Here is a 24,670-nt window from a genome sequence, read left to right as displayed (position 1 = left end):
ATGGCTCCTTTGCTGAGCGGGCGCGTCAGTTCTTCTGGTACACGGTCACCACGCAGGCGCCGCCCAGGCCGAGGTTGTGCTGCACCGCGATGCGCGCGTTCTGCACCTGGCGTTGTTCGGCGGTGCCGCGCAACTGGTGGGTCAGCTCATAGCACTGGGCCAGGCCGGTGGCGCCCAGAGGGTGGCCCTTGGAGAGCAGGCCGCCGGACGGGTTGGTCACCCATTCGCCGCCATAGGTGTTGTCGCCGTCGTTGACCAATTGCTCGCCACCGCCCTCGACGCACAGGCCCAGGCCTTCATAGGTCAGCAGTTCGTTCTGCGCGAAGCAGTCGTGCAACTCGATGACGTCGATGTCCCGAGGCCCGATGCCGGCCTGGTTGTAGGCGATATCCGCGGCCATGCGCGTCATGTCGAAACCGACCACGCGGATCATGTCCTTGGCGTCATAGGTACTTGGCAGGTCTGTGGTCAGCGCCTGGCCAGCCATCAGCACGTCGGTGCGCAGGCCATGCTTCTTCGCGAACGCTTCGGAGACCACGATGGCGGCGGCCGCGCCGCAGGTCGGCGGGCAGGCCATCAGGCGGGTCAGCACGCCTTCCCATAGCATCGGCGCAGCCAGAACTTCTTCGGTACTGACCACATTGCGGAACACTGCCAACGGGTTATTGGCCGCGTGACGACTGGCCTTGGCGCGGATCTTGGCGAAGGTCTCAAGCTTTGTGCCGTACTTTTGCATGTGCGCGTAACCGGCACCGGCAAACTGGCGGATAGCCGTTGGCAGGTCCGGCATGCCGACCAGTTCGTTGGTCAGCTTGAGCGCCCGCTCGGTGGCGGGGGCACGGTCGGTCCAGGCGGACTTCAGCGCGCCCGGGTTCATTTGTTCGAAACCAAAGGCCAGCGCGCAATCCACAGCGCCGCTTTGTACGGCCTGGCGCGCCAGGAACAGGGCGCTGGAACCGGTGGCGCAATTGTTGTTGACGTTGACCAGTGGGATGCCGGTCATGCCCACGCGGTACAGGGCTTTCTGACCACAGGTCGAGTCGCCGTAGACGTATCCGGCGTACGCCTGCTGGATGTCATTAAAGTTCACGCCCGAGTCAGTCAGGGCTTGGCGAATCGCCTGTTCACCCATGACATCGTAGGGCTCATTGGTCCCCGGTTTCTTGAACTGGATCATGCCGACGCCAGCAACGAATACCTTTTGGCTCATCGTGTTTTTCCTTTTTGTTTTGAGGGTCAGAGCTTGCGCGCGATCATTTCGCGCATGACTTCACTGGTGCCGCCGTAGATGCGATTGACGCGTGAGTCGACGAAAGCGCGTGCGATCGGGTACTCCATCATGTAGCCGTAGCCGCCGTGCAGTTGGACCATGTCGTCGATGCATTTCCACAGGGTTTCGGTGGTGTACAGCTTGGCGATGGCCGCTTCTTCCAGGGTCAGGCGGCGGCGCATGTGCTCGCCCAGGTAGTAGTCGACCATCACCCGCATCGCCGTGGCCTGGGCCTTGATGTCGGCGAGCTTGAATTTGCTGTTCTGGAAGTCCCACACGGTCTGGTTGAAGGCCTTGCGGTCCTTCACGTACTCGAGAGTCTGCTCCAGCAGGCGCTCCAGCTTGGCGGCGGCGGACACCGCGATCGAGAAGCGCTCCTGCGGCAGTTCACCCATCAGATAGGAGAAACCCAGGCCTTCTTCGCCAAGGCGGTTGCCGACCGGCACGCGGACGTTGTCGAAGAACAACTCGGCAGTGTCCTGCGCATGCTGGCCAACCTTGTCCAGCTTGCGGCCATGCTTGAAGCCGGCGCGGCTGGCTTCCACGGCGATGAGGCTGATGCCCTTGGCACCGGCAGCTGGATCGGTCTTGCAGACGACGATGACCAGGTCAGCCGTCAGGCCGTTGCTGATGAAGGTCTTGCTGCCGTTAATCACGTACTCGTCGCCATCGCGCACGGCGGTGGTGCGCACGGCCTTTAGGTCGCTGCCGGTGCCGGGTTCGGTCATGGCGATGGCCAGGATGATCTCGCCAGAGCAGATGCCCGGCAGCCACTTCTGTTTCTGTTCTTCGTTGCCGCAGCGATTGATGTACGGCGCGATAACGTCGGAGTGCATGCCGAAATAGGCACCACTCACACCCGCCCGGGCGAACTCCTCGTTGAATACTGCGCAGTGACCAAAGTCACCCCCACCGCCACCGTATTCGGTGGGCAGGGTAATGCCGAGCAAGCCTTCGCGGCCGGCCTTGAGCCAGGTTTCCCGGTCGACCTGACCGGCCTTGTCCCAGGCGGCCTGGCGCGGCACGCATTCGCGTTCGAAAAAACGGCGCGCGGTGGTGCGAAACATTTCATGGTCGTCGCGGAAAACGGTTCGGGCGATATGCACGCAAGACTCCTCAATGATCACGGGCCGGCTTGCTTGAGCCTGGCGCTGATGCAAGGCGCGAGGTGCGCCTTTGAACTGAGGGTTACGATAGGGTGGAGGACGTCTTGGAACGCCACCCGAGGCGGGTGGCAAGGTAAAAATCACTTTTTGTGGAAAGGCGCAGACGCCGTCGCTGGCAAGCCAGCGACTACAGGTCCACGTGAGGTCTTAAGTGTTTTCGCGGTGCTGCGATTCCAGATCCCGCACCCGTGCCACTGCTTCATCACGACTGCTGACGCCAAGCTTGCTGTAGATATGGCTCAAATGCCATTTCACGGTTTCCGGGGAGAGACCCAACGCGCGGGCGATTTTTTTGTTGGGCAAGGCTTGGGCGAGCAAGCGCACCACTTCAATTTCCCGTTCGCTCAAGGGTTCCATGCCGGCGGCAAGGGGTTTGCTTGCAGGGGGAGTGGAAGGTTTATCGCCCGGCACGGCGGGCGCGGTCGCCTGGGCCGCTTGCAGGCGCTCGACGTAGAACGCGAGCACCGGGTCCAGGGTCTCTTTGCTCGCGATATCGGAGATCAGTTTCAGTGCGTCCGGGTGAGCATCGAGCAGGCTGCGCAACAAGCCGAAGCGTTGTCCACGGCGCAGCGCCTCCATGACGTGATCACGCGCGGCATCGACATTGCCGCGCTGGAACTCGATCACCCCGCTCAACACGAGCAGGCGCACGGTGCCAAGCTGGCGGCGGTGCCGTTCGCAGGTTTCGATCAGTTGTTCGATACGCTTCAAGGCACCGACCAGGTCGCCTTGTTGAATCTGCCAGCGTGCCCGGGCGTTCTCGGCCAGGATGTGGATTTCCTTGAGGGCACTTTGCCCGGCATCCGGGTGGCGCGCATCGATGGCTTCCAGGCGCGCCAGTTTGGTGTGTGCCCGGGAGTGCTCGCCGAGAATCATCAGCCAGCGCACCTGCCAGGTCAGGCAATAGGCTTGCAGGCGTTCCAGGCCGAGTTTGGTCGCGTACTCATCGAGTCGCTCGACATAGGCCAGGGCTTCCTGATGATTGCCCGCCAGCCATTGCACATTCCACAGCACCTGCATTACGCGCAGCACCGAATCCGGAATGGAGATTCGTTCCAGGATATCGATCCAGCCCGACAGCAGCTTGAACGCGGCGTCAACGTCATTAGTCTCGTACAGCACTTCGCCCAGCAACGCAGCGGATAGATAAGTCGCGTCGGCACCGACCTTGCCGCACTGCGCGGCTTCATGCATCACATCCCGATAGACCCGCTCCGCCTGCTTCATCTGGCCTTCGAGAGCGTGGCTCAAGCCAATCATGCAGCGACCTTGCAGGCTGCCGGCGGTGGTACCCAGCAGGGGCTCGCCATTGATCAGCAGCAGGGGCCGGTCGAGTTGTATCTGGCGCGCTTTTTCGTACTCGCCCCGGTGCATGTACAGCCAGGAAAGGATATTGGCACATGAACCGATGGACACGCTGTTGCTGCCCTGGGGCGGATCGAGCAATTGCGGCAGTACCGTCATTGCCGCGTCCGTGTCATCGCGCTGCAGCGCCAGAGAGGCACGCAGTAACGCGATCATGAATCGATCATGGACATCACGCTCGGGCACGTCGTTGAACAGTTGATCGAGGCTATTGGCGCAGGCGACGAAATCCCGGGCATAGAGTTGCATGCGTGCCTTGAGAATGCGCAGTTTGACCCGCGCCTGCACCTGCTCGACCGGCAGCAGGCGAACCAGCTCGATCAACATGCGCAAGTCGCCGTGGGCATACAGCGTTTCGGCGTTTTGTTGCACCAGGTCGGCAGCGGCATCGGGGTCGCCAGCCATCACGGCATGGTGCACTGCTTCATCCAGATGCTGATGGTCACGGAACCAGGCCCAGGCCCGCGCGTGCACCGCCTGCTGTTCTGTCTTGCTGCGCGAATCAAAGTACTTGAGCAATGTTTCGCGTAGCAACGGATGCAGGCGATACCAGGTCTCACGTTGGGCGCTGTCCACCGGGATCAGGAACAGATTGTCCCGTTCCAGGTGTGCCAGCAGGGCATTGGCTTCGCGGACCGCTTCCGGGTTACCACCGAGGGCGGCGCATAACGAGGCGCAGAAACGGTTGCAGACGGCCATCAGCAGCAGCAGGTCCAGATCCGTCGGCGACAGATGGGACAGCACTTCGATTTCAAAAAACTTCGCGAACGCCTGATCGTCGCGCACCTGTGTCTGGTCGTTTGCTGCGACGACCGGTCGATTTTTCTTGCGGCTGACAGCCAGCAGTTGCAGCCCAGCAACCCAGCCGTCGGTCAGTTCATGCATCCGCTTGGCGTCCTGGGCGCTGATATCGCCCAGTTGCGCCTTGAGAAACTGTTCGGACTCGACGGGTGTGAAGCGCAAATCTCGCAGGTTCAATTCCAGCACCAGTTCCTGGCTGCGCAACCTCGCCAGCGACAAAGGCACGGCGCTACGTGACACCAGCGCCAGGTGCAGATTGGCGGGCGCGTAATCGATCAGCCACTGCAAGGCTTGGTGAATACCGACGTCGGTCAGATGGTGCAGGTCGTCGAGCACCAGTACCAATTCGCGGGAACGGTTGGCAATGCTGCGCACAAGGGTGATGACCGTGCGTTCCACCGCCTCGCTGTCGACACCGCGACCTTCCAGTTGGATGGCTTCCTGAATGAGCACAGGATCAACCTGGCCGAGGCTGGCCAGCAGATAGTCGAGAAACCGCGTCAGTTCGTTGTCGTCGGCCGACAAGGTCAACCAGGCCACATCAAAGCCCAGCGGTAGCAGCGCCTGACGCCAGGCGATCAGGGTCGAAGTCTTGCCGCAACCGGCCGGCCCCTTGAGCACGATGCAACGCTGGCGCCGTGCCTTGAGCATTTGCTCTTGCAGGCGCTCGCGGGAAATCAACCGCCCGGCGTTGCGTGGCGGGACCAGCTTGGTGCTGACGATCGGCGACTGAGTCGGATTCGAGGCCAGGCTGGCAGGCGTGTCCGATGCATTGGACTTGCGGGGTTTGTCCATGGGGCTATCCGAGTTTTTTTTGTTATGAGATTGCACTGAATTCTCAGGAGTGTAACGCACCGTCGGGCAGTCATGACCCTGTGTTTGGCATCCGCCACCCGATCTGGGTGGTGGTCGCAAGTTAGCGGATTGATTTACTGGATGGGACAAAATAGGAGGGCTGGCTGGTGCTCTGTCAGAACAAGGGAACGGCGGCAATGGGCGTACTGAGCGGCATTCGAGTAGTGGAGTTTGAGGCAATCGGTCCGGCTCCTTTTGGCACCAGACTGCTGGCCGATATGGGCGGCGAAGTTGTGCGTATCGACCGTCCGGTGAAGGCGACCGACCTGGGCCCGAAGCTGGAAGGCAAGCATGCGGACATCGCTGGGCGCAACCGCCGCACGGTCGCACTGGAGCTGAAGCATCCGGAAAGTGTCGCCGCCGAGCTGGAATTGTTCGAGCGTTTGCATGCCCTGGGTCTGGGCTTCAAGGCCTGATCTTCCCCCCATAAAAACAACATAGAAGTTAGCTCATGGCCATTCAGTTCAAGATCATCGATCACGTGGCACTCATTATGCTCGATGCGCAACCGTCGAAAAATGCACTGACCGTCAGTGACCTGATGCACCTGCGCAAGACCCTGGTGGCTTGCCAGGATGATGAGCAGGTGCGGGTCATCGTGCTGACCGGTGCCGGTGATCGGGTGTTTTGCTGCGGCGCGAGCCACAAGGAGTCGTTGTTGCCGGCAGTCGGTCATGTCGCCAGTTCCATGAAGAGTCGCGAAACCGAAGCCGAGGAGGGCGGCTACACGCGCTTGTTCGACCTCAGCGATCTTGAGGTCTGGAAGCCGCTCATTGCGGCGGTCAATGGCGCTTGTCTCGGAGGGGGCCTTGAGCTCGCACTGCAATGCGACCTGCGCCTCGCTGCGCAGGGCGCCACTTTCGGTTTGCCCGAAGTGCGCGACGCCACCATTCCTGCCGCCGGCGGCGTGCAGTACCTGCTGCGTGCAGTGCCCTCGGCCTACGCCATGAAAATGGCCCTGACCGGGGAACCAATCAGCGCGCAGGAAGCCTTGCGGATCGGCCTGATCGTCGACCTGGTGCCCCGGGACCAGTTGCTGTCGGCGGCTATGAGCCTGGCCGAATGCATCGCTGCCAACGGTCCTCTGGCGGTGCAGTCGATCAAGCGTCTGGCGCTGCAAACCGCGCACCTGACTCCCCGTGACTTCGTCACCCAGGCCCATCTTCACTGGGGGCTGCTGCGCGACAGCAAGGACTACGCCGAAGGGCGCGTGGCCAGTGTCGAGCAGCGCGCGCCCAAATACACCGGCGCCTGACGGCGCACTTCACCCAAGTATTCGCCTCGGCCTGACAACAATAATTCACAGGAAACGACCATGTATCTGACCCAAGGACTACACCGTGTCTTGCAGCAACGCCCCAACGCTCTGGCGACGGTCTTCCGTGACCGGCGCCAGACTTACGCACAGTTGGCCGACCGCGTTGCTCGCCTGGCCAGCGCCTTGCAGCAACGAGGCATGCACACCGGCGACCGCGTGGGTTTGCTCGGTCTGAACTGCGACCGATTTCTCGAGTACTACCTCGCCACCTGGTGGGGCGGTGGCGTGGTCAACCCGGTCAACATCCGCTGGACCGTGCCGGAAATCGCCTACTCGCTGGACGACTGCGACACCCGTATCCTGATGATCGACGACACCTTTCTGCCGATGGCCGAAGCCATTGCTAGCGCTGCCAAAGTACGACCGCTGCTGATCCATATTGGCGATGGTCCGGCCCCCCAAGGCATGCTGTCTTACGAACAGCTCATTCGTGATGCCGAGCCGGTCGATGATGCCTTCCGTGGTGGTGATGACCTGGCCAGCATCATGTACACCGGTGGCACCACCGGCCGGCCGAAAGGCGTGATGCAGTCGCACATGAACCTGTGGACGGCTGCCGTGGCCCGCGCCGCCGATGTCCCGGTGCCAGCCGATGCGCTGACCCTGCACATCGCGCCGATGTTTCACCTGGCGGCGCTGTCGCGGGTGATTCTGATTTCGTTGCTGGGCTTGCCGAGCATCTTCGTCCCGGCCTTCGACCCGCTTGACGTGATGCAGGCCATCGAACGCGAGCGCATCACCGACATCCTGATCGTGCCGACCATGGTCCAGGCGTTGATCATGCATCCGGAGTTTGCCAGTCATGACCTCAGCAGCCTGCGCAGCCTGACCTACGGCGCCTCGCCGATTGCCGTGCCTTTGCTGGAACTTGCCCTGAAAGCCTTGCCCAATGTGGAGTTCACCCAAGGCTACGGCATGACCGAAGCCGCGCCGCCAATTTCCGCCAACGGCCCGGAAAACCACGGTCCCGAGGGCATCGCCAATGGTCGATTGCGTTCGGCCGGGCGTCCTGGACTCGGTGTGACCGTGCGCATCGTCGATGAACAGGACAATGAAGTCCCGCGTGGCACGGTTGGCGAAGTGCTTGTGCGTGGCCCGAATATCATGCTGGGCTACTGGAACAAACCCGAAGAAACCGCAGAGGCTCTGCGGGGCGGCTGGATGCACACCGGCGACGGCGCATACATGGACGACGAGGGTTATATCTATATTGTCGACCGCTTCAAGGACATGATCGTCAGCGGTGGCGAGAACGTCTATTCGGGGGAAGTCGAAAGCGCTATCTCCAGTCACCCGGCGGTCGCCTCCTGCGCGGTCATCGGCATTCCCTGTGCGCAGTGGGGCGAGGCGGTGCACGCGGTGATCGTGCTCAAACCGGATCGCCAAGCGGCTGGCGCCGAGATCATCGAGCATTGCCGTCGGCAGATCGCCGGCTACAAGACACCGAAGTCGGTCGAGTTCCGCGCCGCGCTGCCGCTGTCCGGTGCCGGCAAGGTGCTCAAGCGCGACCTGCGCGAACCGTTCTGGGCCGGCAGGGATCGGGGTGTGAGCTGATGGCGCTGGACAATGGAGGGGCAACGATTCCCGAGGGGTTCACAGCGCTGGAGGGCCTCTCGGGCTTCCTGCGCAATTGCGGTGACTTCTTCCTCCATGATGAACGGCCGATCATGGCCGTGCGTCTGCAACCGCACCACCTCAACTATGTGCGCATCGCCCATGGCGGTTTCCTCGCCACGGTTGCGGACAGCGCCTTCGGCGTCGTGTTACGGCGCCATTTGCGGCCGCCATCGGTTGCGCTGACGGTCAACCTGAACGTCGATTACATCGGACCGGTGCGCGAAGGCGAATGGCTGGAGGCGCATGTGGAAGTGCTCAAGACCGGTGGCACCTTCATCAACGCCAGCTGCCTGCTGAAGGTCGGCGAGCGCCTGGTGTTGCGGGCCAACGGTGTCTTCACCACCTGGAAAGGCAAGACACCATGTACATGACCCAGTGTCTGCAACGCACCCTGCAGCAAAACCCGGAGCACCTGGCGACGATCTTCGGCGATCGCCGCCAGACCTATCGCCAGTTTGGTGAACGTGTCGCTCGCCTGGCGGGCGCCTTGCAGAACCTCGGCATGGCGGCGGGTGACCGGGTCGGCATGCTGGCGCTCAACTCCGACCGTTATCTTGAATACATCATGGGCGTGTGGTGGGGCGGCGGGGTGCTCAACCCGGTCAACATTCGCTGGAGCGTGGCGGAGATTGTCTATTCGCTGGACGATTGCGCCACCGGCTTCCTGATTGTCGACGAGCACTTCGCGGCGATGGCCGAAGGTATCCGCAAGAGCGCCCGTCAGGCGCCACGGTTTATCTACGCCGGGGACGGTGAAGTGCCGCCGGGCATGCTCGGTTTCGAGCAGTTGCTGGCCCAGGCAACGCCGGTCGAGGATGCCGGGCGTGGCGGGGAAGACCTTGCCTGCATCATGTACACCGGCGGCACCACCGGGTTTCCCAAGGGGGTCATGCAGTCCCATCTGAACCTGTGGTCGGCGTGCATGCCACGCATGGTCGACATGCCGCCGATACGCGATGGCCGGTTGTTGCACGTCGCACCGCTGTTCCACGTTGCCGGCATGGCCCGCGCGTTGATCCAGTTCATGGCCGGTGAAAGCCATGTACTGCTGTCGAGTTTCGACGCGGATGAGGTGCTGCAGGTGATCGAGCGGGAGCGGATAACCGAGACGTTGCTGGTGCCAACCATGATCCTCGCGTTGCTGGCCCATCCAGACTTCGATCGCCATGACCTCGGTAGCCTGAAACGCCTGACCTACGGTGCGTCACCCAGCGCCGGCGAAATGGTGGAACAGGTGTTGGCCCGGCTTCCGGAACTGGAGCTTTCTCATTCCTACGGGCTGACCGAAGCCTGCCCGGTGGTGTCGAGCAATCTGCCGTGCAATCACACGCCGCAAGCGCGCCAGAGCGGTTTGTCCCGTTCAGTCGGGCGGGGCGGGTTGGGCGTCAACGTGAGGATCGTCGACCCGCAAGGCCAGGAAGTTCCGCGAGGCACGGTGGGCGAGATTATCGTGCGCGGGCCGAACATCATGCAGGGCTATTGGAACAAACCCGAAGAAACCGCCAGGGCATTGCGCGATGGCTGGCTGTACACCGGCGACGCCGCGTACATGGACGAGCAGGGTTACCTGTTCATCGTCGACCGCCTCAAGGACATGATCGTCAGCGGCGGTGAAAATATTTATTCGGCGGAAGTCGAAAATGTCCTCGCGCGACATCCGGCGGTGGCGCTGGCGGCGGTGATCGGCGTGCCCCATGAGCAATGGGGCGAGGCGGTGCACGCGGTGGTGGTGCGCAAGCCCGGCGCCCAGGTCGATGCCGAGCAATTGCGCTTGTATTGCCGGGAGTTCATCGCCGGCTACAAATGCCCGAAGAGCGTGGAGTTCCGCGACGAGCTGCCGCTTTCGGCAGCCGGCAAAGTCCTCAAGCGCGAACTGCGCAAATAACCCCTCCACAACTCCTGTGGGAGCGAGCCTGTTCGCGAAGACGGTATGCCAGTCAACATCAATGCTGAATGTGACGACCTTATCGCGAGCAGGCTCGCTCCCACAGTTTTTGCGCCAGTGCTTCAGATCGTTTTCCTCCAGCCATTCGCTACCCGATCCGGGTGGCTTCACTACCCGCCCGCGTCAATACAGTGGACTCACGAACCAGGCGCAAGCCTTGCCTGGCCACCCACTGGAGATCCCGATGCACATCAACCGTACTGTCTACCGTGAAGACCACGAAATGCTGCGTGAATCCGCGCGGCGTTTCTTCGAGCGTGAATGCCTGCCCAAGCAGGCGCAGTGGGACGCCGCTGGCCAGGTTGACCGGGAAACCTGGCTCAAGGCCGGTCGTCACAATCTGCTGTGCCTCACCGTGCCGACTGAATACGGCGGTGGCGGTGGTGACTTCGGTCACTCGGCGGTGTTGATTGAAGAGCTGTACCGCGCCGGTGTTTCGGGCTGGAGCCTGGGGGTGCATTCGGACATCGTCGCGCCGTACATCGTGCGTCTGGGCACCGAAGAGCAAAAACACAAATGGCTGCCGAAAATCTGCACCGGCGAAACCGTTTTGGCCGTGGCGATGACCGAGCCTGGCACTGGTTCCGACCTCAAGGCGATCCGCACTACCGCAGTGCGTGACGGTGACGAATGGGTAATCAACGGCAGCAAGACCTTCATCAGCAACGGCCTGACCTGCGACATGGTCGTGGTCGTGTGCAAGACCGACCCGAGCGCCGGCGCCAAGGGGTGCAGCCTGATCATGGTCGAATGCAACCGTGAAGGTTTCCGTCGCGGGCGCAAGCTGGAAAAGGTCGGCCAGCACGCCGCCGACACCGCCGAGCTGTTCTTCGACGACGTGCGCGTGCCGGTGGGCAACCTGCTCGGTGAAGAAAACAAAGGCTTCATGCACCTGATGGAAGAGCTGCCGCAGGAGCGCCTGGTGATCGCGCTGTATTGCGCCGCCAAACTCGAACGCCTGCTGGAGCAGACCGTCGAGTACGTGAAAGACCGCAAGGCCTTCAACCAGACTGTCTGGGACTTCCAGAACACCAAATTCAAGCTGGCCGATATCAAGGCCCAGGCCACGGCCGTGCGCCTGACTATCGACCACTACATCGGCGAACACATGCGTCGGCGCCTCACGGTGCAGGAGTCGGCCATCGCCAAGCTCTTCGCCACCGAAACCCTGTGGAAGTGCATCGACGACATGGTCCAGCTGCACGGCGGCTACGGATACATGATGGAGTACCCAATCGCCCGCGCCTTCGTCGACATGCGCGTGACCCGCGTCTTCGGTGGCACCAGCGAAGTGCTGCGCGAACTCATCGCGCGCCAGTTGTGATCCTTTCCCCCTCATTTTTTCAGGTGACAATATGAGCGAAAAAGTACTGGTAGCCGGCGTCGGCATGATCCCGTTCCGCAAGCCCAGCGAGAGCCCGACCTACGTACAGATGGGCGCCGAAGCGGTGCGTCGCGCCCTGGACGATGCGGGCATTGATTACAAGCTGGTGCAAGAGGCGTACGCCGGTTATGTCTACGGCGATTCCACCTGCGGCCAGACTGTTCTCTACGAAGTCGGCATGACCGGGATTCCGGTGGTCAACGTCAATAACAACTGTTCGACCGGTTCTACCGCCTTGTACCTGGCACGCAAGGCCATTGAGTCCGGTTCTGTCGATTGCGTACTGGCGGTCGGCTTCGAACAGATGCAGGCAGGTGCGCTGAAATCCCATTGGGACGACCGCCCGCCGACCCGCGAACGCTTCCTGCCGATCCTGCGTGGTCTGACCGCCGATATGGATGGCATGGCTCAGGCTATCCGTACGTTTGGTGGTGCGGGGCGCGAGTACATCCAGAAATACGGCATGAAAATGGAAACCTTCGCCGCTGTGCGCGCCAAGGCCAGCCGTCATGCAGCCAACAACCCGCTCGCATTGTTTCGCAAGGTGCTCAGCGTCGAAGACGTGATGAACGACCCGGTGATTCTGCCAGGCGTCATGACCCGCCTGATGGCCTGCCCGCCTACTTGCGGTGGCGCGGCGGCGATCCTGGTTTCCGAGCGTTTTGCCAAGAAGCATGGCCTGCGCCGTGACGTCGAAATCGTTGCCCAGTCGATGACCACCGATACCCCTGAATCCTTCAATTTCGAAAAGCCGTCGATGCTTGACTGGGTCGGTACGCACATGACGCACGCCGCCGTCGGCCAGGTCTACGAGAAAGCGGGCGTCGGTCCGAAAGACATCGACGTCTGCGAGTTGCACGACTGCTTCGCCCAAAACGAAGTGATCTGCTACGAATCCCTGGGCTTTTGCCCCGAGGGCGGCGCGGAAAAATTCGTCATGGACGGCGACAACACCTATGGCGGGCAAATCGTCATCAACCCGTCTGGTGGCCTGCTGTCCAAGGGGCACCCGTTGGGCGCTACCGGTCTGGCGCAGTGCTATGAGCTGACGCAGCAATTGCGCGGCAACGCCGAGCAGCGCCAGGTCGAGGGCGTGCGCCTGGCGATGGCGCACAACCTTGGCCTGGGTGGTGCCTGCGTGGTCACGCTGTACGGAAAAGTGTAGGAGCGAGCCTGCTCGCGATGGTCGTTAACGATCAAGCGAGCTCGCCAACCCAACACATTGCTCTTGAGTGTCACCGAGCGTAACGCCCGCCGAGCGCATCTTGAACCGGGCGTTACGCGTCAGAAAAAACCTTGAAAAACGCTTCATCCAAATCACCCATTCGGGTGTGAGGACAACAGGGGAGCCTCGCTAGCATGGGCACTCACCACGTCATCTTCAATCGGGGAAACCGCATGACAAAAACAACAATGCGCGGAGTCTTCCAGCCAAGTCTGCTGGCCGTAGCTGTAATGTTTGCCACTTGCGCGAGCAATCAGGCTCACGCTGTGAATTTCAATATCGGGGAGATTCAAGGGACGTTCGACTCGTCGTTGTCGATCGGCGCCAGTTGGTCTGTGGCTGATCCGGACAAACAGTTCATTTCCAACTTCAACTCTCAGGGCGTCAGCGGTGGCGAGTCCGCCTCGCGGACCACCGACGACAACCGCCTGAACTTCAAGAAAGGTGAAACTTTCTCGAAGATCTTCAAGGGTGTGCATGACCTGGAACTGAAGTACGGCGACAGCGGCGCCTTTGTGCGGGGCAAATACTGGTATGACTTCGAACTGATGGACGAGAGCCGTCCGTCCTACGACATCGATGACTCGGGACGTGACCGCGCGGCGAAATCGTCCGGGGCGATGTTCCTCGACAGCTTCGTCTACCACAACTACAGCATCGGCGATCAGGTCGGCAACGTTCGCCTGGGCAAGCAAGTGGTGAGCTGGGGCGAGAGTACGTTCATTGGCAACTCGATTAACAGCATCAACCCAATCGACGTCGCTGCTTTGCGTCGCCCGGGTGCCGAGGTGAAAGAAGGTTTGATTCCGGTCAACCTGCTTTATGTGTCGCAGGGCCTGGCGGACAACATCACCGCCGAAGCGTTCTATCAGCTGGAGTGGGACAAATCGATCGTCGACAACTGCGGTACGTTTTTCGGCAATGATGGCGTGCCGCAAGGCTGTAACGACCGGCTGGTAATCGCCGGTCTTGACCTGCCCCCGGGCAAGGCCAGCAATACCGGCGGTCTGGCCGCCATTGCAGCCGGTTCGGATGACGCGTTCATTCCTCGCCTCAAAGACAACGATGCCCGCGATAGCGGTCAATATGGCCTGGCCCTGCGCTGGTACGTTCCGGAGGCGAACGACACCGAGTTCGGCGCCTACGCGATGAACTACCACAGCCGCAACCCGTACCTGAGCATCCATCAGATGAGCAGCGCTGCCGGTGGCGTGACCTCTGCACGCAGCACCGGCTACTTCATCGATTATCCGGAAGACATTCGCCTGTACGGCCTGAGCTTCCAGACCAACGTCTCGGGTGTGTCGCTAGGGGGGGAAGTCAGCTACCGGCCAAACATGCCGCTGCAACTGAACACCGCTGACCTGTTGTCCGCCGCCACCTTCGGTGCGACCTCGCCGTTGATTACCACCGGTTTCGCCGGTCGCAACCTGGGCGCCGAAGTCAATGGCTACAAGCGCATGCCGGTGACCCAGGCGCAAGTGACCGCGACCCAGTTCTTCGATCAGGTGCTGGGGGCCAGTCGTCTGACCCTGGTGGGCGAGGTGGGTTACAACCACATCAATGACCTGGGCAAGGCGGATGGTTCGGACCTGCGCTTCGGTCGCAGCCCGGCTTTCGGTTCCGGCGAACTGCCGGGCGCTGCGGGCGCGGCCACTTGTCGCGGCACCGCCTCCGGTACGCCATCGGCGAGCAACCCGGCGCAGGAATGCAATGACGATGGCTTCTACACCAGCAACAGTTGGGGCTATCGCCTGCGCGGCAAGCTGGATTACCAGAACGTGTTCGCCGGCATCAACCTGTCGCCCAACATCGCCTGGTCCCACGACGTCGAGGGTTACGGCCCGAACTTCGATGAAGGCTCCAAAGCCGTCAGTCTGGGCGTCGATGCCGATTACCAGAACACCTACACCGCCAGCCTGAGTTACACCAACTACTTCGGTGGCGATTTCAATACCAACGTCGACCGCGACTACGTTGCGCTCAGCTTCGGCGTGAATTTCTGACGCAACGCTGCCCCAGAGGTAATTGAACATGAACTGTCTGAACATGAACGCACGTCTGATCCTGCGCGCTGGCGCCCTGAGTCTGTCGCTGCTGGCCACGGGTGTAATGGCTGCGGTTACCCCACAGGAAGCCGCCCAATTGGGCACTAGCCTGACGCCATTGGGCGCCCAGAAAGAGGGCAATGCCAGCGGCAGTATTCCTGCCTGGACCGGTGGTTTGAAACCCGGCGCGGCGGCACTCGACAACGGCTTTCTCGGCGATCCGTTCGCCGGTGAAAAGCCGCAACTGGTGATCACCGCGGCCAATGCCGACCAGTACAAGGACAAGCTGACACCGGGCCAACTGGCGATGTTCAAGCGCTATCCGGATAGCTACAAGATCCCGGTGTACAAGACCCAGCGCACAGCGGCTTCGCCGCAGAACATCTATGACATTGCCAAGAAAAGCGCGGTGAGCACCGAACTGACGCCGGACGGCAACGGCCTGCTGAACTTCGCACAAACCCGTTACTTTCCGTTCCCCATTCCGAAGAACGGTGTCGAGGTTTACTGGAATCACACCAACCGTTATCGCGGCGGCAACATGGAGCGCCAGGCGGCCCAGGCCGCACCGCAAACCAATGGTTCGTACTCCATCGTCGAGTACAACGACCAGCTGGCGTTCCCGCAGTTGATGGAAGGCGTGGAAGGCGGTCAGGGCGAAAACGTTCTGTACTACTACAAACAGGAAATCACCGCTCCGTCGCGCATGGCCGGCAGTGTGATCCTGATCCACGAGACCATCGATCAGGTCAAGGAGCCGCGTCTGGCGTGGGTCTACAACGCCGGTCAGCGCCGCGTGCGTCGCGCCCCGCAAGTGGCCTACGACGGACCAGGCAATGGTTCCGATGGCATGCGTACCGCTGACAACACCGACATGATGAACGGTGCGCCGGATCGCTATGACTGGAAACTGGTGGGAAAAAAGGAACTGTACATCCCGTACAACAACTACCGCCTGCAGTCGCCGAAGCTTAAGTACGACGACATCATCAAGCCGGGGCACATCAACCAGGACCTGACCCGTTATGAGCTGCACCGCGTGTGGCACGTCGAGGCGACCCTGAAACCTGGCCAGCGCCATGTGTATGCCAAGCGTGACTTGTATTTCGACGAAGATACCTGGCAGCTTGCCGAAGTCGATCACTACGACGGCCGTGGACAGTTGTGGCGTGTCGCCGAAGGTTATGCAATCAACGACTACGAGCGTGGTGCCTCTAACTTCGCCATGCTCGGGATCTATGACCTGATTGCGGGTCGCTACAATGTGTTGGCGATGACCAATGAGGCCAAACATGCAACGGCCTATGGCATGACCGCGAAGATGACCGACTTCACCCCGTCTGCGCTGCGTAACGCCGGCATCCGCTGAGTGTTCAACCTCGCTGGAACCAACGCCCTGTTCGCAGGGCGTTGTGCATTCCGACAGCCCCCACCTGATGTGGGTGGCGCGCAAACAGTTTTCTCGTCCAATGATGGCAACCTCACACCATCAGCGAGGTCCGCCATGTTTGTGCCACGGCCGCATTTGTGCGACGAACTCAAGCGCGAGCAGCGCCGGTTGCAGCTGCTTTGCGCGCCTGCCGGTTATGGAAAAACAGCGTTGTTGCGCGAGTACTTGCGGGTAGAGGCTGAGCCGGGGCGGGTGGTCTGGGTAAGTCTTGGCGGGCGAGCGCAGACGTTGGAGTCCTTGGGCTTGATGCTGGCTGATGCCCTGGGGTGGGTGGCGGCTGATCCATCGCCTTCGCTGGCCAGCCAGCTCCTGCAAGGGCTCGCTGACTCCTGTAGCAGCTGGCTGGCCAGCGAAGAGTCCCTTTCAGGCAATAATGCCTCAGCGGTCGTGCCACTTCGATTGGTCTTCGATGATCTGCCGTCGCAAATGCCAACGGATCTGAACCACTGGTTCGACCAGCTCCTGTCCCTGCAAAACCCAAACTTGCAAATCCTGGTCACCTGCCGCCAACGCCCTGAATGGAACCTCCCGCAACTGATGCTCAGCGGCGAATTGCTGGAGCTGGACTCCCGGCAACTGGCCCTGCAACCTGATGAATTCGAATCGCTGGTCAGTTTGCTCATGCCGACCGCTGATACCGCCGCCAAGGAAGAACTGTGGCATCAAACGGCTGGGTGGTGTGCGGGAGTTCGTCTGCTGCCCTCGGCCTTGCTCGGTCCGTACCTTGAGCGTGAACTGTGTGCGCGCCTTAACGACGAACAGCGCGAGATTCTCTACGGGCTGGCCCACTTGTCCAAGGCCAGCGCCGACCTTTGCGAGCAACTCTGGGAAGGACAGCAGGGCGCCCGGGTGTTCAAGAGCTTGCTCGACGAACAGGCTTTTCTCGTCCAGATCGACCAGCAGCCCGGCTGGTTTCGCTTGTTGCCCGCTGTGGCGCAGGCGCTGCAAGACCGATTGAGCGGCCTGCCGCTCAATCGGCTGCGCTTGCGTGCCTGCCAACTGCTCAGCGTCCTGGGTCAGGTCGATGATGCAGTCGAGCAGGCGCTCAGTGCCGATCAGCCGGAAGTGGCGGCCAGTTACATGGAGCGGTTATGGCTGAGCTGGATCTTGAGCGAACGGCACCTGGACCGCTTCATGGACTGGCGCGAACGCATCGAACCGCAGTTGCTGCACAGCAGCTCGCGCCTGATTTACCTGTGCGCCAAGGCGCTGCTGTTCAGCGGCCGGCTGGACGAAGCCGAGGAATGCCTGGAACGGCTTGGGCATTTTTTCCCGCTGCCCGATCAGCAGCGCAATCAACGTCTGTTGGCGAACTGGCAGGCGCTGTATGGAACCCTGCACGCGCTGCGTGGGCAGCACGAGCCGGCGCGTCTGCACTGCCATTCGGCACTTCGCCATTTGACGGCCCAGGACTGGCTATCGGTGCTGTTGTGCCAGTGCACGTTGGCGCGCATCGCCATGAAATCCGGCGAACTGAGCGAGGCTCAGGTGTTGTTGGAGCACTCGCTGGAGCTTGCCCGGCGGCGGGGCAGTCGTGAGGCCGAAGTGCTGGTGAACAGCGATCGGGTGCGCTTGATGATGCTTCAAGGGCAGCCAGGGTTGGCGCAATCGCTGTTGCGCACCGAACTTGCGCAACTGACGGGCAGCCGGACCCAACCCTATCCACTGCTCGGACGGCTGATGCTCCTGCAGGGCGAGTTGCTGGTGCAGCAAGGACGGATGGTTGAAGCAGAACAGGTCCTGCAAGCGGGTCTATTGCAGGTCCGCGATTGCTGCGCGCCATTTGTGCTCAATGCCTACCTGCTGTTGTCCGAGATCGCCTCGCGCAGTGATGACAGCGAAAAGGCGCATTTACTGTTGCACGAAGCCGAGCGGCGCATGCACTGGGGCAAGATCGACCGTGTGTGTTATCAGGAGCCAATTGGCCTGCAAAAAGCCCGGAACCAGACCCGTGAAATCGATGGCTACAGCGATGAAACTCCCTCGGCGCGTCCTGCCGGCGTGGCGGATTACCAGGACGGCCTGACACCGCGCGAAGTCTCGGTGCTCAAGCTGCTGGCCGAAGGCATGTCGGTGCGCGAAGTCAGCCATCGTCTGTTCATTTCGGTGAACACCGTCAAGAGCCACGCTAAGAACATCAACGTCAAGCTCGGCGCCTGCCGTCGTACCCAGGCCATCAACAGCGCCAAGGCGATGGGCATTCTGGCCTGAACCGGTCGTCTTGAATCGCCACCCACCTGATCCGGGTGGCGGCGCGGCGCGACCGATGGACAACCATGCAGCCAACCCGACGCACTGCTGCGCAATCGCGGTGGCGTCCAGACAACAACAAGAGAGGTAGTGATGAGCGCCATCGAGAGTTGGACGAGCACGGACATCCGTTCGGTTCTGGAAATACAGCGGGCGGCCTTCCTGGGCAGCGAACCCTGGAGCGCCGAGCAGCGCTGCGAACTGCTCGGGCGGGCGATCGGTCTACTGGTCCGCCACGAGCAGGAAATCATCGACGCCCTGACAGCTGACTTCGGTCATCGCAGCCCTGGATTCTCCAGGGGCAGCGAAGTGTTGTCGCCGCTGGCCACCCTCAAGCAGACCCAGGCCGAAGTGGCCGAGTGGATGCGTCCTGAAAAGCGTAAGGCCAGAGCCGGTGAAGCCTGGGTTCAGTATCAGCCCCTGGGTGTAGTGGGCATTGTCACCGCGTGGAACGTCCCGGGCTACATGGTCTTCAGCGGACTCGCCGGCGCCTTGGCCGCCGGCAACCGGGTGATGATCAAGCCCTCGGAATTCACCCCGCATACTTCGGCCCTGATTGCGCGGCTGATCCGTTCGGTCTACGCCGAAGACGAAGTGGCGGTGGTGCTGGGCGGTGCGGATGTTGGCCAGGCGTTCTGCGGTCAGCCGTTTGACCATCTGTTGTTCACTGGGGCTACCAGCATCGGCAAACACGTTCTGCGCGCGGCGGCGCAAAACCTGGTCCCGGTGACCCTGGAACTGGGCGGCAAGTCGCCTACCATCATTTCCCGTACTGCGGATTTCAAGGACGCGGTGGCCAAGACCGTCATCGGCAAGCTGCTCAACGCCGGGCAGCTGTGCGTCGCGCCGGATTACGTGTTTGTGCCAAGGGAATCGGTCGATACCTTCATTGCCATTGCCAAAGCAGTGGTTGCCGGGTTCTTGCCGACGCTCAAGGACAACCCCGAATACACCTCGATCATCAACAGCCGCCATTACGAGCGTTTGCTGGGCTACCTCAGTGAAGCGCGCGACGCCGGTGTCGAGCTGATCGAACTGAACGCGGCCGCGGAAGACTTTAACGAGGGGACGCGCAACAAGATTGTGCCGACTCTGTTGCGCGACCCGGGAGACGACCTGCAAGTGATGCAGGACGAAATCTTCGGCCCGCTGCTGCCGATCAAACCCTACGACTCCATCACCGAAGTGATCGCCCGGATCAATGCGCGCCCGCGTCCGTTGGCCCTGTATTACTTCGGCAACGATGCCGCCGAGGAAGCGCATGTGCTGAGCCGCACCTGTTCCGGTGGCGTGACCCTCAATGGCGTGTTGAGCCATGCCAGTACCGAAGGCCTGCCGTTCGGCGGCGTCGGTCAGAGCGGCATGGGTGCTTATCACGGCATCGACGGTTTCCGCACCTTCAGCCATGCCAAAGCCGTGCTGCGTACCGCACCGAACCCGGCCTGAACCCCATTTCATTCTTGAGAGAACTGCCATGAAAGCTGCTGTATTCCACCAGGTTGGAGCCCCGCTGGTCATTGAAGAAGTGGGCATCAGCAAACCGGGGCCGCGTGAAGTGCTGATCCGTACCAAAGCGGTCGGTGTCTGCCATTCGGATTTGCATGTGATTGATGGCTCGTTCCCGTATCCGGGGCCGTTGGTATTGGGTCATGAGGCCGCCGGCGTGGTTGAACAGGTCGGTTCCGAAGTGCGTTCGGTCAAGCCGGGCGATCACGTAGTCACTTGCCTGACTGTGTTTTGCGGCCACTGCGATCACTGTGTGACCGGCCACTTGGCGCGCTGCGTGTCGCCGGAAACCAAGCGTGGCAAGGACGAAGAATCACGCTTGACCTACGTGCAAAAGCCAATCCCTCAGTTCGTCAACCTGTCAGGATTCGCCGAGCAGATGCTGGTGCATGAAAACGCCTGTGTCGCGATTCGTCGTGACATGCCACTGGACCGGGCCGCGCTGCTCGGTTGTGCCGTCACCACCGGCACTGGTGCTGTATTCAACACTGCCAAGGTGCGTCCGGGTGAAACTGTGGCCGTGATCGGTTGTGGCGGTATCGGTCTGGCAGCCATCAACGGCGCGGCACTGGCCGGGGCCGGGCGGATCATCGCCATCGACATGCTCGACTCCAAACTGGAGTTGGCCAAGCAGTTCGGCGCCACCGACCTGATCAATGGCAAGAACGGCGATGCGGCCAAGCAAGTGATGGAGCTGACCCGGGGCGGCGTGCACCACGCTTTCGAATGCATCGGCCTCAAGCAAACCGCCGAACAAGCATTCGCCATGCTGGCGCGCGGCGGTACCGCCACCGTGATCGGCATGCTCAAGCCCGGTCTGAAAATCGAACTGGACCCGCTGCAACTGCTGCACGAACGCCGCATCCAGGGCTCGTTGATGGGGTCGAACCGCTTCCCGGTGGACATGCCGCGCCTGGTGGATTTCTACATGGCCGGCAAGCTCAAGCTCGACGAAATGATTTCCCAGCGCATCAAGCTGGAGCAGATCAACGATGCGTTCGATGAGTTGCGCCGTGGTGAGTTGGCTCGCTCGGTGATCATTTTCGACGAGTGAAATCCTTGAATAGCCTCTGATCCCTGTGGACGCGGGCAAGCCCGACTCCACAGGTTTTTGCAGCATTCGGATAAGTGCCTGAGCAAAGGTTTTTTTGGAGTGGATGGATGGACATTGATTTCACAGCGGACGAACGCGTCTTTCGCGAGGACGTCCGGGCGTTCCTGCGCGACCACCTGCCGACCGAGTTCGCCGAGCGGATATCCCAAGGCAAGCGCTTGAGCAAAGAGCATCAAGTGCAGTGGATGCGGACGCTGAACCGCCGGGGCTGGCTGGCTCCAGGCTGGCCCGTCGAGTTCGGTGGCACGGGCTGGTCGGACGTGCAGAAGCATATCTTCGACGAAGAGTGCTTCGCGGCCGGCGCTCCCAAGGTTGTGTCGTTCGGCCTGAAGATGGTGGCCCCGGTCATCATCAAGTTCGGTACGGCGCAGCAGAAGGCTCGGTTTCTGCCGCGCATACTCAGCTGCGATGACTGGTGGTGCCAGGGTTACTCCGAACCGGGTGCGGGCTCCGATCTGTCGTCATTGAAAACCCGTGCCGTACGCGAGGACGATCACTACGTGGTCAACGGCCAGAAAACCTGGACCACCCTGGCGCACTATGCCGACTGGATGTTCTGCCTGGTACGCACCGACCCGGAGGCTCGCCAGCAGCGGGGCATTTCCTTCCTGCTGCTCGACATGAAGACACCGGGCATCACTGTACGACCAATCATCACCCTCGACGGCGAGCATGAAGTCAACGAAGTGTTCTTCGACAACGTTCGGGTACCGGTGGCCAATCTGGTCGGCGAGGAAAATCAGGGCTGGACCTGTGCCAAGTATTTGCTGACTCATGAACGCACAAGCATTGGCGGAATTGCGCACAACAAAGCGCTGCTCAACCGTCTGAAACACATCGCCAGTGAAGAACGGCGCGATGGCCGGTCATTGATAGACGACCCGCTGTTTCGGGCACAAATCGCCGAAGTCGAGATGCAGTTGATGGCCGCTGAAATGAGCAGCCTGCGTACTTTGGCAGCGGTTCGCGATGGTGGAGTCCCTGGCGCGGAGAGCTCGCTCCTGAAGATCAAGGGTACCGAGATCCGGCAGGCGATCACCTGGTTGATTAGCAAAGCCGTGGGCCCGTATGCCATGCCGTTCATTCAGGATGAACTGGATTACGGCAGTGAGCCGTTGCTGTACACGGACTACAGCAGCGCGGCCACCTATCAGTATCTGGATGCGCGCAAGGCCTCGATCTATGGCGGGGCCAACGAAATCCAGAAAAACATCATCGCGAAAATGATCCTCGAACTCTAAGGCGCACCCGATCATGGATTTCAAACTGACAGAAGAGCAACTGATGCTGCAGGAAACCGCCGCGCGCCTGGTGCGCGATGTTTACGGTTTCGAGCATCGTGAACAGTATCGCCAAAGCACCCACGGCTTCAGCGCGTCGTTCATGCAGCAGTTGGGCGAACTGGGGTTGTGCGCCGTGCCTTTTGACGAGGCGTATGGCGGCTATGCGGGTACTGGCATAGAGAACATGCTGATCATGACCGAGCTGGGTCGCGGGCTTTGCCTTGAGCCTTACTTGCATTCGGTGATTTTTGCCGGTGGCCTGATCGCCCAGTTGGGCAGCGAAGCGCAGAAAGACAGACTGTTGCCGCAAGTCGCCAGCGCCAGCCTGCAACTGGCGGTGGCGGTCGATGAGCCGCAGAGTCATTACCAATTGCGTGACGTGCAGACCTTCGCCGAGCCGGTAACCGGTGGCTGGAAACTCAACGGCCGCAAGTCCGTGATTGTCGGTGGGCAAAGCGCCGGGTTGATCGTGGTTTCGGCACGCACCAGCGATAACGTGCGCGATGAGAACGGCATCAGCCTGTTCCTGCTCGACCCGCAAGCTCGCGGCGTGCATCGGCGCGTCTTCGACACCGTGGATGGGCGCAAGGCTTGCGATCTGTTTCTCGAAGATGTGTTCGTCGACAGCGACGCGCTCCTTGGCGAACCGGGCCAGGCCTTGCCGGCTTTGCGTTACCAGCAGGGCCGCAGCATCGCAGCCCAATGCGCGGAGGCCGTTGGCAGCATGGAGGTAGCCTGTGCGTTGACGCTCGATTACTTGAAGACCCGCCAGCAGTTCGGCCAGCCGATCGGCAAGTTCCAGGCATTGCAGCACCGCATGGTCGATATGCGAATCGAGCTGGACCAGGCCACTTCAATGACCCTGTACGCCGCCTGCGTCGCCGATCAGGCCGACAGTGACGAGCGCAGCCGGGTCCTGTCCGCAGCCAAGTTCATCGTCAGCCGCGCCAGCCGCTTTGTCGCCGACCAGGGCATCCAGTTGCACGGCGGCATCGGCCTGACTTGGGAATACATGCAGTCGCACCATGCCAAGCACCTGTTGATGGTTGCCCGTCAGTTTGGCGATGACGACCACCATTTGCAGGTGTATGCGAAGTTGATGCAGGTGGCGTAGTCGCTTTGTGCTGCTGTGCGAGCCTGCCCGCGAAGAAGCCAGAAGCTTCAACATCCCTGTCGAGTCACCCACCGCTTGCGCAAGCAAGCTTGCCCTCACAGGTTTCGACTAATGAGGGAGGCTTCCGCTGGGGTCAGGCGCTGATTTAACCCGCCAACATGTTAACGTGCAGCGGGTGGAAGGGACTGCCTCAACGAGCTACAGCCGAATGTACATGTTGGCATTTAGGGGCGCTGTCTCACGCGCGTTAGATGATCGGTTTTTCGAGATTTCAACCGGATGCATGAGTCGCCTGCAATGCACCGTGGAGGGCTCCCATGGCTATCTCATGCAGCAACTTGCGCCGTGCTCCCTTACCAGCCTGGGACTCTCCAATCCAGGCCGGCAGCTGGTTTAGCAGGGAAACAATGCTGCTCAAGGTAGCGCGCTGGATGGCGCTCGCCGCTGTACCCGTGAGCTGCTCTATCGTTCCCACCAAGTGTGCCTCATAGCGCCGACGTAGGGTCAGGATCAAGGCTTGCTGTTCGTGGCTCAGGCAATGGAGATCATATTCCGCCAGGCGGAAATGCTCCCCCATACGCTCATGCAGCAGGAGGTGCGCCTCAAACAGGCCGTGGAGTCGTTCGGCGGGTGCGGATTTGCGACGGCTTACCAGGATGGCGCCATGAAGCAACTGTTCGTAGAGTTCCTCGATCAATTCGTACAGCAGTGCTTCCTTGCTATCAATATGGTTGTAAATGGAGCCGACCTTGATGCCCAGATGGGAGGCCAGGTCGCGCATGCTTACCCGGCTGAAGCCACACTTGGCGAACAGCTCGAGCGCTTTACTGCGGGTTTCCAGGAAGCGCGAGTGGTGCACTTGTTCGGTGGGGCTCGCCCTAACAGATTTCGGGCTGGTGCAACGGGACGTCATTGGCTGGGAGGCAGTCATGGGATCATTTCCATCCGCGCTTATCCAT

General features: G+C 61.2%; 17 protein-coding genes and 1 pseudogene. 14 read left to right on the top strand and 4 right to left on the bottom strand.

What is annotated here, in order from left to right:
- Positions 1–25 precede the first annotated feature (25 nt).
- The 3 genes from NQL71_RS24315 to NQL71_RS24305 form a co-directional block, all read right to left on the bottom strand.
- The gene (locus NQL71_RS24315; protein WP_046817354.1) at positions 26–1,210 is read right to left on the bottom strand and encodes a lipid-transfer protein; all 1,185 of its coding nucleotides are present in this window, start codon (positions 1,208–1,210) and stop codon (positions 26–28) included.
- Between the two features lie 26 nt (positions 1,211–1,236).
- Positions 1,237–2,337, bottom strand: coding sequence for an acyl-CoA dehydrogenase family protein (locus NQL71_RS24310; protein WP_274643502.1), 1,101 nt, complete (start codon positions 2,335–2,337; stop codon positions 1,237–1,239).
- Positions 2,338–2,583: 246 nt separating this feature from the next.
- The gene (locus NQL71_RS24305) at positions 2,584–5,397 is read right to left on the bottom strand and encodes a winged helix-turn-helix domain-containing protein (protein ID WP_274643471.1); all 2,814 of its coding nucleotides are present in this window, start codon (positions 5,395–5,397) and stop codon (positions 2,584–2,586) included.
- A gap of 197 nt (positions 5,398–5,594) precedes the next feature.
- Here NQL71_RS24305 and NQL71_RS24300 point away from each other — a divergent pair, with 197 nt between their 5' ends.
- The 14 genes and pseudogenes from NQL71_RS24300 to NQL71_RS24235 all read left to right on the top strand — a co-directional run bounded on the left by NQL71_RS24300 (position 5,595) and on the right by NQL71_RS24235 (position 23,711).
- Entirely contained in the window at positions 5,595–5,873 is a 279-nt protein-coding gene (locus NQL71_RS24300) for a CoA transferase (RefSeq protein ID WP_274643470.1), read from the top strand.
- A gap of 35 nt (positions 5,874–5,908) precedes the next feature.
- Entirely contained in the window at positions 5,909–6,712 is an 804-nt protein-coding gene (locus tag NQL71_RS24295; RefSeq protein WP_046817358.1) for an enoyl-CoA hydratase/isomerase family protein, read from the top strand.
- Between the two features lie 57 nt (positions 6,713–6,769).
- A pseudogene (locus tag NQL71_RS24290) lies at positions 6,770–8,329 on the top strand (acyl-CoA synthetase); the annotation flags it as partial.
- Complete coding sequence (locus NQL71_RS24285; RefSeq protein ID WP_046817360.1) at positions 8,329–8,763, top strand: PaaI family thioesterase; 435 nt, start codon at positions 8,329–8,331, stop codon at positions 8,761–8,763. The pseudogene NQL71_RS24290 and the gene NQL71_RS24285, both read left to right, overlap by 1 nt.
- Positions 8,754–10,277: an acyl-CoA synthetase gene (locus tag NQL71_RS24280; protein ID WP_046817361.1), complete on the top strand. Its 1,524-nt coding sequence runs from the start codon at positions 8,754–8,756 to the stop codon at positions 10,275–10,277. Before NQL71_RS24285 ends, NQL71_RS24280 begins: the two co-directional genes overlap by 10 nt.
- A gap of 244 nt (positions 10,278–10,521) precedes the next feature.
- A complete protein-coding gene (locus NQL71_RS24275) occupies positions 10,522–11,661 on the top strand; it encodes an acyl-CoA dehydrogenase family protein (protein ID WP_046817362.1) in 1,140 nt (379 codons plus the stop codon).
- Between the two features lie 31 nt (positions 11,662–11,692).
- Entirely contained in the window at positions 11,693–12,886 is a 1,194-nt protein-coding gene (locus NQL71_RS24270) for a lipid-transfer protein (protein WP_077186336.1), read from the top strand.
- A 233-nt stretch (positions 12,887–13,119) separates the two neighbouring features.
- Complete coding sequence (locus tag NQL71_RS24265) at positions 13,120–14,952, top strand: DUF1302 domain-containing protein (RefSeq protein WP_274643469.1); 1,833 nt, start codon at positions 13,120–13,122, stop codon at positions 14,950–14,952.
- A 43-nt stretch (positions 14,953–14,995) separates the two neighbouring features.
- Positions 14,996–16,363, top strand: a complete 1,368-nt coding sequence (locus tag NQL71_RS24260) for a DUF1329 domain-containing protein (protein WP_046817365.1) — start codon at positions 14,996–14,998, stop codon at positions 16,361–16,363.
- A 135-nt stretch (positions 16,364–16,498) separates the two neighbouring features.
- Positions 16,499–18,655 carry a LuxR C-terminal-related transcriptional regulator gene (locus tag NQL71_RS24255; RefSeq protein WP_248687634.1) on the top strand — a complete coding sequence of 719 codons (2,157 nt, stop codon included), beginning with the start codon at positions 16,499–16,501 and terminating at the stop codon, positions 18,653–18,655.
- Positions 18,656–18,787: 132 nt separating this feature from the next.
- Positions 18,788–20,140, top strand: coding sequence for a coniferyl aldehyde dehydrogenase (locus NQL71_RS24250; protein ID WP_046817367.1), 1,353 nt, complete (start codon positions 18,788–18,790; stop codon positions 20,138–20,140).
- A gap of 28 nt (positions 20,141–20,168) precedes the next feature.
- Positions 20,169–21,254, top strand: a complete 1,086-nt coding sequence (locus NQL71_RS24245; protein WP_046817368.1) for a Zn-dependent alcohol dehydrogenase — start codon at positions 20,169–20,171, stop codon at positions 21,252–21,254.
- 107 nt (positions 21,255–21,361) lie between these two features.
- Entirely contained in the window at positions 21,362–22,555 is a 1,194-nt protein-coding gene (locus NQL71_RS24240; RefSeq protein ID WP_274643468.1) for an acyl-CoA dehydrogenase family protein, read from the top strand.
- Between the two features lie 13 nt (positions 22,556–22,568).
- Positions 22,569–23,711: an acyl-CoA dehydrogenase family protein gene (locus NQL71_RS24235; protein WP_077186334.1), complete on the top strand. Its 1,143-nt coding sequence runs from the start codon at positions 22,569–22,571 to the stop codon at positions 23,709–23,711.
- Positions 23,712–23,982: 271 nt separating this feature from the next.
- Here the strand turns inward: NQL71_RS24235 and NQL71_RS24230 are convergent, their stop codons facing one another.
- Positions 23,983–24,642: a TetR/AcrR family transcriptional regulator gene (locus tag NQL71_RS24230; protein WP_052760649.1), complete on the bottom strand. Its 660-nt coding sequence runs from the start codon at positions 24,640–24,642 to the stop codon at positions 23,983–23,985.
- Between the last annotated feature and the right edge of the window lie 28 nt (positions 24,643–24,670).

Origin of the sequence: Pseudomonas serbica, assembly GCF_028823535.1 — a bacterium.
Classification (GTDB): Bacteria; Pseudomonadota; Gammaproteobacteria; order Pseudomonadales; family Pseudomonadaceae; genus Aquipseudomonas; species Aquipseudomonas serbica.
Note: the sequence above shows the minus strand (reverse complement) of the source record. Positions and strands in the feature narration are given on the sequence as shown.

Excerpts from the sequence above, each read along its gene's own strand:
- NQL71_RS24315 (WP_046817354.1), bottom strand. The coding sequence starts at position 1,210 with ATGAGCCAAAAGGTATTCGTTGCTGGCGTCGGCATGATCCAGTTCAAG.
- NQL71_RS24310 (WP_274643502.1), bottom strand. The coding sequence starts at position 2,337 with ATGTTTCGCACCACCGCGCGCCGTTTTTTCGAACGCGAATGCGTGCCG.
- NQL71_RS24305 (WP_274643471.1), bottom strand. The coding sequence starts at position 5,397 with ATGGACAAACCCCGCAAGTCCAATGCATCGGACACGCCTGCCAGCCTG.
- NQL71_RS24300 (WP_274643470.1), top strand. The coding sequence starts at position 5,595 with ATGGGCGTACTGAGCGGCATTCGAGTAGTGGAGTTTGAGGCAATCGGT.
- NQL71_RS24295 (WP_046817358.1), top strand. The coding sequence starts at position 5,909 with ATGGCCATTCAGTTCAAGATCATCGATCACGTGGCACTCATTATGCTC.
- NQL71_RS24285 (WP_046817360.1), top strand. The coding sequence starts at position 8,329 with ATGGCGCTGGACAATGGAGGGGCAACGATTCCCGAGGGGTTCACAGCG.
- NQL71_RS24280 (WP_046817361.1), top strand. The coding sequence starts at position 8,754 with ATGTACATGACCCAGTGTCTGCAACGCACCCTGCAGCAAAACCCGGAG.
- NQL71_RS24275 (WP_046817362.1), top strand. The coding sequence starts at position 10,522 with ATGCACATCAACCGTACTGTCTACCGTGAAGACCACGAAATGCTGCGT.
- NQL71_RS24270 (WP_077186336.1), top strand. The coding sequence starts at position 11,693 with ATGAGCGAAAAAGTACTGGTAGCCGGCGTCGGCATGATCCCGTTCCGC.
- NQL71_RS24265 (WP_274643469.1), top strand. The coding sequence starts at position 13,120 with ATGACAAAAACAACAATGCGCGGAGTCTTCCAGCCAAGTCTGCTGGCC.
- NQL71_RS24260 (WP_046817365.1), top strand. The coding sequence starts at position 14,996 with ATGAACGCACGTCTGATCCTGCGCGCTGGCGCCCTGAGTCTGTCGCTG.
- NQL71_RS24255 (WP_248687634.1), top strand. The coding sequence starts at position 16,499 with ATGTTTGTGCCACGGCCGCATTTGTGCGACGAACTCAAGCGCGAGCAG.
- NQL71_RS24250 (WP_046817367.1), top strand. The coding sequence starts at position 18,788 with ATGAGCGCCATCGAGAGTTGGACGAGCACGGACATCCGTTCGGTTCTG.
- NQL71_RS24245 (WP_046817368.1), top strand. The coding sequence starts at position 20,169 with ATGAAAGCTGCTGTATTCCACCAGGTTGGAGCCCCGCTGGTCATTGAA.
- NQL71_RS24240 (WP_274643468.1), top strand. The coding sequence starts at position 21,362 with ATGGACATTGATTTCACAGCGGACGAACGCGTCTTTCGCGAGGACGTC.
- NQL71_RS24235 (WP_077186334.1), top strand. The coding sequence starts at position 22,569 with ATGGATTTCAAACTGACAGAAGAGCAACTGATGCTGCAGGAAACCGCC.
- NQL71_RS24230 (WP_052760649.1), bottom strand. The coding sequence starts at position 24,642 with ATGACTGCCTCCCAGCCAATGACGTCCCGTTGCACCAGCCCGAAATCT.